The 7,214-nt window shown below is 50.3% G+C and carries 5 protein-coding genes; 3 read left to right on the top strand and 2 right to left on the bottom strand.

Translation table 11 applies throughout. The features are described from left to right. Positions 1 to 450: 450 nt before the first annotated feature. The 3 genes from O3C43_24185 to O3C43_24195 all read left to right on the top strand — a co-directional run bounded on the left by O3C43_24185 (position 451) and on the right by O3C43_24195 (position 4,027). On the top strand, positions 451 to 1,761 hold the full coding sequence (locus tag O3C43_24185) for a hypothetical protein (GenBank protein ID MDA1069586.1): 1,311 nt from the start codon (positions 451 to 453) through the stop codon (positions 1,759 to 1,761). Between the two features lie 96 nt (positions 1,762 to 1,857). Further along, positions 1,858 to 2,190, top strand: coding sequence for a hypothetical protein (locus O3C43_24190; GenBank protein ID MDA1069587.1), 333 nt, complete (start codon positions 1,858 to 1,860; stop codon positions 2,188 to 2,190). A 10-nt stretch (positions 2,191 to 2,200) separates the two neighbouring features. Beyond that, the gene (locus O3C43_24195; protein MDA1069588.1) at positions 2,201 to 4,027 is read left to right on the top strand and encodes a DUF885 domain-containing protein; all 1,827 of its coding nucleotides are present in this window, start codon (positions 2,201 to 2,203) and stop codon (positions 4,025 to 4,027) included. 98 nt (positions 4,028 to 4,125) lie between these two features. Here the strand turns inward: O3C43_24195 and O3C43_24200 are convergent, their stop codons facing one another. Further along, positions 4,126 to 5,568, bottom strand: coding sequence for an alkaline phosphatase D family protein (locus tag O3C43_24200; protein MDA1069589.1), 1,443 nt, complete (start codon positions 5,566 to 5,568; stop codon positions 4,126 to 4,128). Continuing rightward, complete coding sequence (locus O3C43_24205; GenBank protein ID MDA1069590.1) at positions 5,565 to 7,061, bottom strand: arylsulfatase; 1,497 nt, start codon at positions 7,059 to 7,061, stop codon at positions 5,565 to 5,567. The genes O3C43_24200 and O3C43_24205 overlap by 4 nt, the downstream gene beginning before the upstream one ends. Positions 7,062 to 7,214: the final 153 nt, after the last annotated feature.

Below are 7,214 nucleotides of genomic sequence, written 5' to 3' on the forward strand. Positions count from 1 at the left end.
AAATACAGGCCAATTGTATGTAGTGTAATTGAACTCGATTTTAGGACAAAAACTAAAAAACGCGGCGATGCTAATAATTCAGGAAATTTAAGTGTAGGAGCCACTGTTAACGTCCGGTTTTCTGTCCGGTTGCACATCGGGGTGATTCGGATCTTTCGTATGCGCATTTACCTGGAGAGTCACTGCTGCCACTCCACTCCCCAATTGTGGTTAGGTTTTTCACATAGTTCGAGCTTCAAATTTCCTCCTGCCATGATTTTGGGATGGGTGATAAAAGGAGTATTAAGTGGCTTTTCGTTTAGTTCGTACTGAATTTTCTCAAAAAAATCATGCATTAAACCCTTGGTATTTGTGAATTATGCTTTTCGTAGCCCACACCCGCTGATTCAATTTAAATTTAATTTACCCCGATACCTCAACGCGCTTGGACATGAAAAATAATATGCCATCATGAACCGTTCTCAATTTCTAAAAAGCTGTCTCATTGCTCCCTGGATGATTCGCACTGCAAATCTGTATGCGGCTGAAACCGTGGGAGAACCAAGACTCAAAATTACCGATATCAAGGTGATCGCGACTAGTCCGCACAAACGGTATTCCTGGGTTTTCGTAAAAGTATATACGAATGAACCGGGCTTGTACGGAGTGGGGTCGGCTAATAATCGGTATCTATCTTGGGCGGCCAAAGCGGCCTTGGAAAAACACCTGATACCTTTCTGGATCGGAAAGGATGCTGATCGTATCGAAGACATGTGGCAATCGACTTACGTGCGATCCTATTGGAGAAACGGTCCGATCACAAATGTTGTTCAGGCAGCTATTGATTCTGCTTTGTGGGACATTAAGGGGAAACGGGCAGGGCTTCCGGTTTATGAGCTTCTCGGTGGAAAAGTTAGAGATGCGGTTCCGCTCTATGCCCATGCTTCAGGTTCGGATTTTAAATCCTGTGCCGAAGCAGTTCAGCAATGGTTCGACAAAGGATTCCGCCATGTCCGTCTGCAAATGGGCGGCTATGGTGGCGGAGGTTATATTGCCCCGGGCGAAGGGAGTCGTCCGGAAAGTGGATACAATGGGAAAGCCTTCGACGAAGAGTTGTATGTCAAAACAATTCCCGAATTGTTTGAGCATGTGCGCAATGAAGTTGGATGGGAAGTAAAGTTACTCCACGACGTGCATGAACACCTGACTCCGTCGGCTGCCCTGCAGTTGGCCAAGCGTCTAGAATCTGTGCGGATGTTTTTTGTGGAGGACATTCTTCCTCCTGAGCAGATAGACTATTTCAAACAAATTCGTGCTCAAACCACAACGCCTATGGCCATGGGGGAACTGTTTACCCATCCCCTCGAATGGCGGCCGCTAATCACAAACGGCTTGGTCGATTTCTTTCGAAGCCGGGTAGGTATGATCGGTGGAATTACCCAGGCAAAAAAGATTGCTGCTTTGTGTGAGCAATTTGGTGTGCGGACCGCTTTTCAGGAAGGGGGAGAAAATGACCCTATTAATCAGTTACTCGCTTACCACGTGGATTTGACCATACCGTCATTTGGTATTCAGGAGGAACATGAATTCCCTGAGTTGATTCATGAAATGATGCCAGGTACGGCAACGCAGCGAAAAGGATATCTCTATGGTTCCGATACACCGGGATTAGGTATTGATATCGATGAAAAGATCGCGGCGAAGTATCCGTTAGTAGATGACTATCACAATGCGGACTGGACCAACGTCCGAGGCATGGACGGCTCGGTTGTTAAACCTTGATCGGGTTGTTTTGCCATGCAGATTCGTTATTGATCTCCAGTTCCTGCCTCCCTGTTGATTTCCTATAGTCAGGAGTCAAAGCTCGAGGTTTTCTTATTGTCCTCAGCGGTATTGGCTGACGGACATATCTCCCACGCCAACGAGGAAGGGAAGGTCTTCGTTATAAAACCCAATCCTGAACAATTGGAGCTCGTTGTGAAAAACCAGCTGGGCGACGATTTGCAACGCCTGTTATCTCCCGTGATCGTATCCTGGTTCGTGCCGCCAGTTACGATGGCCAAGCTCGTAGCGAGACCTTGTATTCGATCGGTTTTTGAGTGCGTCGAACGACAGGATCAGTTTAGTGTATGGATTTTCATTTCCAAAGCATTTTGTTTGCCGATCATTGGATCAAGCGAATCATCCTTGCTAACAAATATCTGCCTGTAAGGAGTCATATATGCGCCTGATTTTAGTTTTTTTAATGGCAACAACGGCCCTGGCTGTTTGCGGACAGCAGAGTATGCCGACTGCCGAAGAAATCGCTGCGAAAACTGCGCGAATCAATGAATGGTTCGATGCACGGTTTGAAGAGCAACTCGACTTCAATCACAACCGGCGAACCTTCCTTGGCGACAAGAAAGATTATGATAAAGTCACCGACTTCTCGGAAGAGGCGCAGGATGAACAACTCGAGTGGCATCGTCTGACCGTCGAAGCTTTGAAAACGAATTTCGATCGCAACAAACTAACGCCGGAAGCAAAAACCTCTTACGACATCTGGGTGTATCAATATGAACGGGCTGCTTCAGCGAATAAATTTCGGCGTAACCAATATGTGTTCACACAGATGCAGGGCATGCAGGCGTTTATGGCACAGTTCCTGATCGCCTTCCATAAGGTCGACGAAGCGTCTGATATGGAGGCCTATATCGCTCGGATTGGTGGCTGTGCGCGCGGGCTCGGCCAGTTGCTCGAGTCTGCGAAACTGAACGCAGCGGCTGGATCACGTCCTCCGCGCTTTGCCTACGATGGGGTTATTGAACAATCGCGCGGGCTGATTACGGGCGCGCCGTTCGAAGGTGAGGGTGATAGCCCGGTTTGGACCGACGTACAGAAGAAAGTCGATGCCTTGCTCGAGGCTGGAACAATTGACCAGGCGAAAGCGGATACATTGAAAGAAGGTTCACGCAGGGCGTTGGTTGAGAAGTGGGGACCGGCTTACCAGGCGTTGATCAGCTGGTTCGAAAAGGATCGCCCAAATAGCGACGAAATCGCAACCGGTGTCGGCAAGAACCCCAACGGTCAGGCCTACTACGCCAATCAACTTGCTAATTCTACAACAACGACCATGACTCCGGACGAAGTCCACCAGCTCGGCCTGAATGAAGTGGCCCGCATTAAGGGTGAGATGGAAGCCATTAAAAAAAGGGTTGGCTTTGTCGGTTCGCTGCAGGAGTTTTTTAATTTCGTCCGTGAGGATAAACAGTTTTATTTTCCAAACACAGATGAGGGACGGCAGGCATATATTAATACCGCGACCGCACATCTCGACCATATCGAAACGAAAGTGCCGGACTATTTCGGCATCCTGCCGAAAGCAGATCTCGTCGTAAAACGCGTTGAGGCATTCCGTGAGCAACCGGGCGCAGCACAACACTATTCCCCTGGCACACCTGACGGATCACGGTCCGGTGTCTATTACGCCCACCTGATTGACATGGGGGCGATGCCGATCCCTCAGTTGGAAGTCATCGCCTACCACGAGGGTCTCCCCGGTCATCACATGCAGATCTCGATTGCGCAGGAACTGACCGGTGTACCGAAATTCAGGAGACAGGCACAATTTACCGCTTATGGGGAAGGGTGGGGTCTTTACTCGGAACTGTTGGCCAAGGAGATGGGCGCTTACGAAGATCCATATTCTGACTTCGGGCGTCTGACCACGGAGATCTGGCGCGCCATCCGTCTGGTCGTCGATACGGGCGTTCATTTCAAAGGCTGGACCGAGGAAGAGGCCGTAGCCTATTTCAAGAATAATTCACCAGCAGCTGAAGGTCAGATCCGTTCCGAAGTGCGGCGTTATATCGTCTGGCCGGGACAAGCGACCGCCTACAAAGTAGGAATGCTCAAGATCCTCGATCTACGAACAAACGCCCAAGCCAAACTGGGTGACAAGTTCGACATCAAGAGCTTTCATGATACGGTGCTGAGTGGCGGAATGATGCCGTTGGATATCCTCGAGCAGCGCGTGGATGAATGGGTTGTAAGCGTTCTGGCCGAATAGGAAAAGAAGTGCGGATCTGTTCATTTGGTTATACCTCCATTTCTTCGGTTATTAAGTATCCAATTACCTTGGTGAACATCCAGCACCACTAAGACTTCTTAATCTCGCGAAGGAAAGGAGTATTCGTAAGCTACACTGCCATCGACGCGGTGGTGCCTGAAGGTGAGTTGAGGATTATCGTTTCCCGGATTGATTTCAGCGCTTAGGAATCCTCCGATGATAGCGAGGTACTGGTGCTCTTTAGTTCTTTGACCCAGGCTGAAGCCGTCCGCGTGTGCATCGGAGGTAGCGCCGGATGAGAATTCGTGCACGCCGGTTTCGTCATCGATGCTGTGGTATTGCCAGTGACGGTCGCCGGAGACGACGATCACATTGTTTTCGGCGCAAAATTTTCGGATCTCGTTCCCTTCGTGACTCCAGTTGGCATTCGCGTGATTATCACGCTTATTAGGTTTGTCGGGACCGACGATGGGCGTAGGTGAGAACAACACCTTGAACGGAGCGTCGGAGGCGAGAACCTCTTCCTTGAACCACGCCTTTTGTTCTGCTCCCCAAATGCTTTTGTCTTCACTATCCGGCATGTCATTGGAACTGCGGAAATCTCGGCCTTCGACGATCCAGAATTGTAGGTCTTTACTCCAGCGACGACTGCGATAAGTGGGTTGCCCGATGGGGACTTGCTCGCGGAAAATGGAAAGCCCTTTTACCCAGGTGAGTTCTCCAACGTGCATCCCAGGTTCGCTGTCATTGGTGACTGTGTCATGGTCGTCCTTGATGAAGAAACTCGGTATGCGTTGATGGAAATTTACGATATCCGAACAGCCATACCAGCGGTTCCAATGAAATCGTGCCAGGGCAGGGGTGCGGGCATCCACGTCTCCTCCGGTGCTTCCCTTGTCGTAGTAGACGATGTCACCGAGGTGAACGAAGAATGCGGGATCCAGTTCCTGCATTTGGTCATAAATCTGTAGACCGGCGGTGTCCTTGTCGCGCGTCTTCCAACTTTGGCAGGTGGCAACTACGAAACGGAGAGGCTCGCTAACAGTGGAACCTGGAGCTGTTCGAAAAGTGCCCGAAATGGCCTGCCCAAGGGTGCCTTGAACGGAACGGCTTTCGATTTTTAGTTCATAGCTTTGATCCGGCTTCAGATTCTCGAGCATCAGCTGGCGGGTAAAATCACGGTTCGAATCGACCGCCAACCAATCGGTCTGGGCTTTAGAATCCGGTCGACGTTCCGGCCACCAGCTTAACCTGACGCTTCCTGGTGAACCGGATAAACTTCCCGCCATGTCTGCAAGTTTAGCTCCCTCGGGGAATTGTTTTTCTCCGTTTTCGCCAACGTCAAAATTAACATCGTCCTCACCAAGCCATTTCAAACCGTTCCACTTAGGTTCAGTTCGCTCCGTCAGCCTTAGCCAAACCATAGTCGAATCGTCTGTTGTTTCACCGATCTTTATTCCGTTGCCGAAGTAGGGCTGGGCATGTGCCATGGAAATCGAGGCGATAAGGAATAGGGCAAACTTTACGGTGCGAAATGTCATGGATTTATTTTTTTTGCCTCTTTCAACAGGGACTTCATTTCCTGGACTCGTTCCGGATATTCTCCGTAGAGATTGATGGACTGGGTGGGATCGTCTTTCAAATTATATAACTGCCCTGGGAAGGAGTGCGGCTTAACCTTGCGCTCCTCGCGAAACCATTCCGGCTCGCTAGATTCTGGCGGCCCATGGTCTATGAAGATCCAGTCTTTTTGGCGGACGGCAAATTCTCCACCTGGGGTGTGATGTATCATGTTTTCGCGATAGGGCTGCTTCAGGCTTCCCTTCAACAGAAGCTCAAGGAAGCTGAGGCTGTCCTCACCGGCACCCGCAGGAATCGATTGTCCGGTTAGTTCGGCAAGGGTAGCAAACCAATCCGTGAAGGACACCAGTTGGTCACTTGTTTGGTCCGGTTGAATCATGCCAGGCCAGCACACGACCAACGGCAGACGGTGGCCGCCTTCCAGAATGTCCGTTTTAATGCCGCGCCGGTGTCCCATACTGTAGTGCTCATGGGTCTTGACCCGTTCGTAGGAGGTTGAATCCGGACCGTTATCCGATGCGAAGATGACCAAGGTGTTCTCTGTGAGATTCAGCCGGTCCAGCGCGTCAAGCAAGTCTCCAATATAGTGATCAATCTCTACGACGAAATCACCATACAGGCCGGCGCCGGATGTGCCGGTAAACGCCTTGTTCGGCACGATCGGTTCGTGTGGGCTGGGTGGATCCCAGTAGATAAAAAATGGTTGTTCAGGATCTATTCCAAACTTCGGGTTTATCTTTTTTCCGGCATAGCTTTCCAAATACTCGACCACTTTGTTGGCGCTGTCTGGCAACCATCGGAAAGGGTCGGTTGGGGCAAGCGTTGAATCCAGCGGGCTGCCGTTCTCAAACTGGCTCTTGATATTACTGTCTTCCTTGTCGAGGTAGGTGATGCACCAGGAGTAGTCAAAGCCTACCAATTGCGCACCCATGAGCCGTTTTTTTTTAAAATCGTAGGCATCCAGGTCCCCTGGAGACTTGCCCGGTAGGACTGCCTCCGAGTAATTGTGCCGAAGTCCCCATTTTCCGAACTGACCGGTGTTGTAGTTCTTTTGCTTTAACAGGGATGCCACAGTCATCCGTCCGTTTTCGATAAACAGGTCGCGGAATTTTGCGCCATTGCTGGTGCCGCCTTTACCCCGGCGCCACGGATAGCGACCCGTCAGCAGGCCGTAACGGCTCGGGCCACAAACGGAGGCCGCAACATGGGCATCGGTGAACGAGATTCCCTCATGGGCCAGGCGGTCGATATGAGGTGTTGGGATCTTCGATTCCGGGTTCGAGAAACTCACATCGCCATAGCCTAGATCATCGAGGTAGATGAAGAGGATGTTGGGCGATTGGCTCGGAGATTGAGACCAGGCCGCTGTGACTCCCAGTAGTGCCAGAAGACCGACAATGTATGCTTCTTTCAGAAAGCTTCTCTGGTGCTTAATTCTGTAATACTTACTCATTGTTCTTATCTGTTGGCTCCTGATACCTCTCTGTTTCCTCAGCTATCTTCTGTTCAAAATAACAGGCCGTTGTGAATTCCTCTAATTTAAACTTGTTATTCCCCGTTGCTTGCTTCGGGGTCGGTGACTGAAGGGAAAGTTTGAAAACCGCAG

The organism is Verrucomicrobiota bacterium, assembly GCA_027622555.1.
Lineage (GTDB): Bacteria > Verrucomicrobiota > Verrucomicrobiia > Opitutales > UBA2995 > UBA2995.

Coding starts and splice junctions, on each gene's coding strand:
- O3C43_24185 (MDA1069586.1), top strand. CDS start 451: ATGAACCGTTCTCAATTTCTAAAAAGCTGTCTCATTGCTCCCTGGATG.
- O3C43_24195 (MDA1069588.1), top strand. CDS start 2,201: ATGCGCCTGATTTTAGTTTTTTTAATGGCAACAACGGCCCTGGCTGTT.
- O3C43_24200 (MDA1069589.1), bottom strand. CDS start 5,568: ATGACATTTCGCACCGTAAAGTTTGCCCTATTCCTTATCGCCTCGATT.
- O3C43_24205 (MDA1069590.1), bottom strand. CDS start 7,061: ATGAGTAAGTATTACAGAATTAAGCACCAGAGAAGCTTTCTGAAAGAA.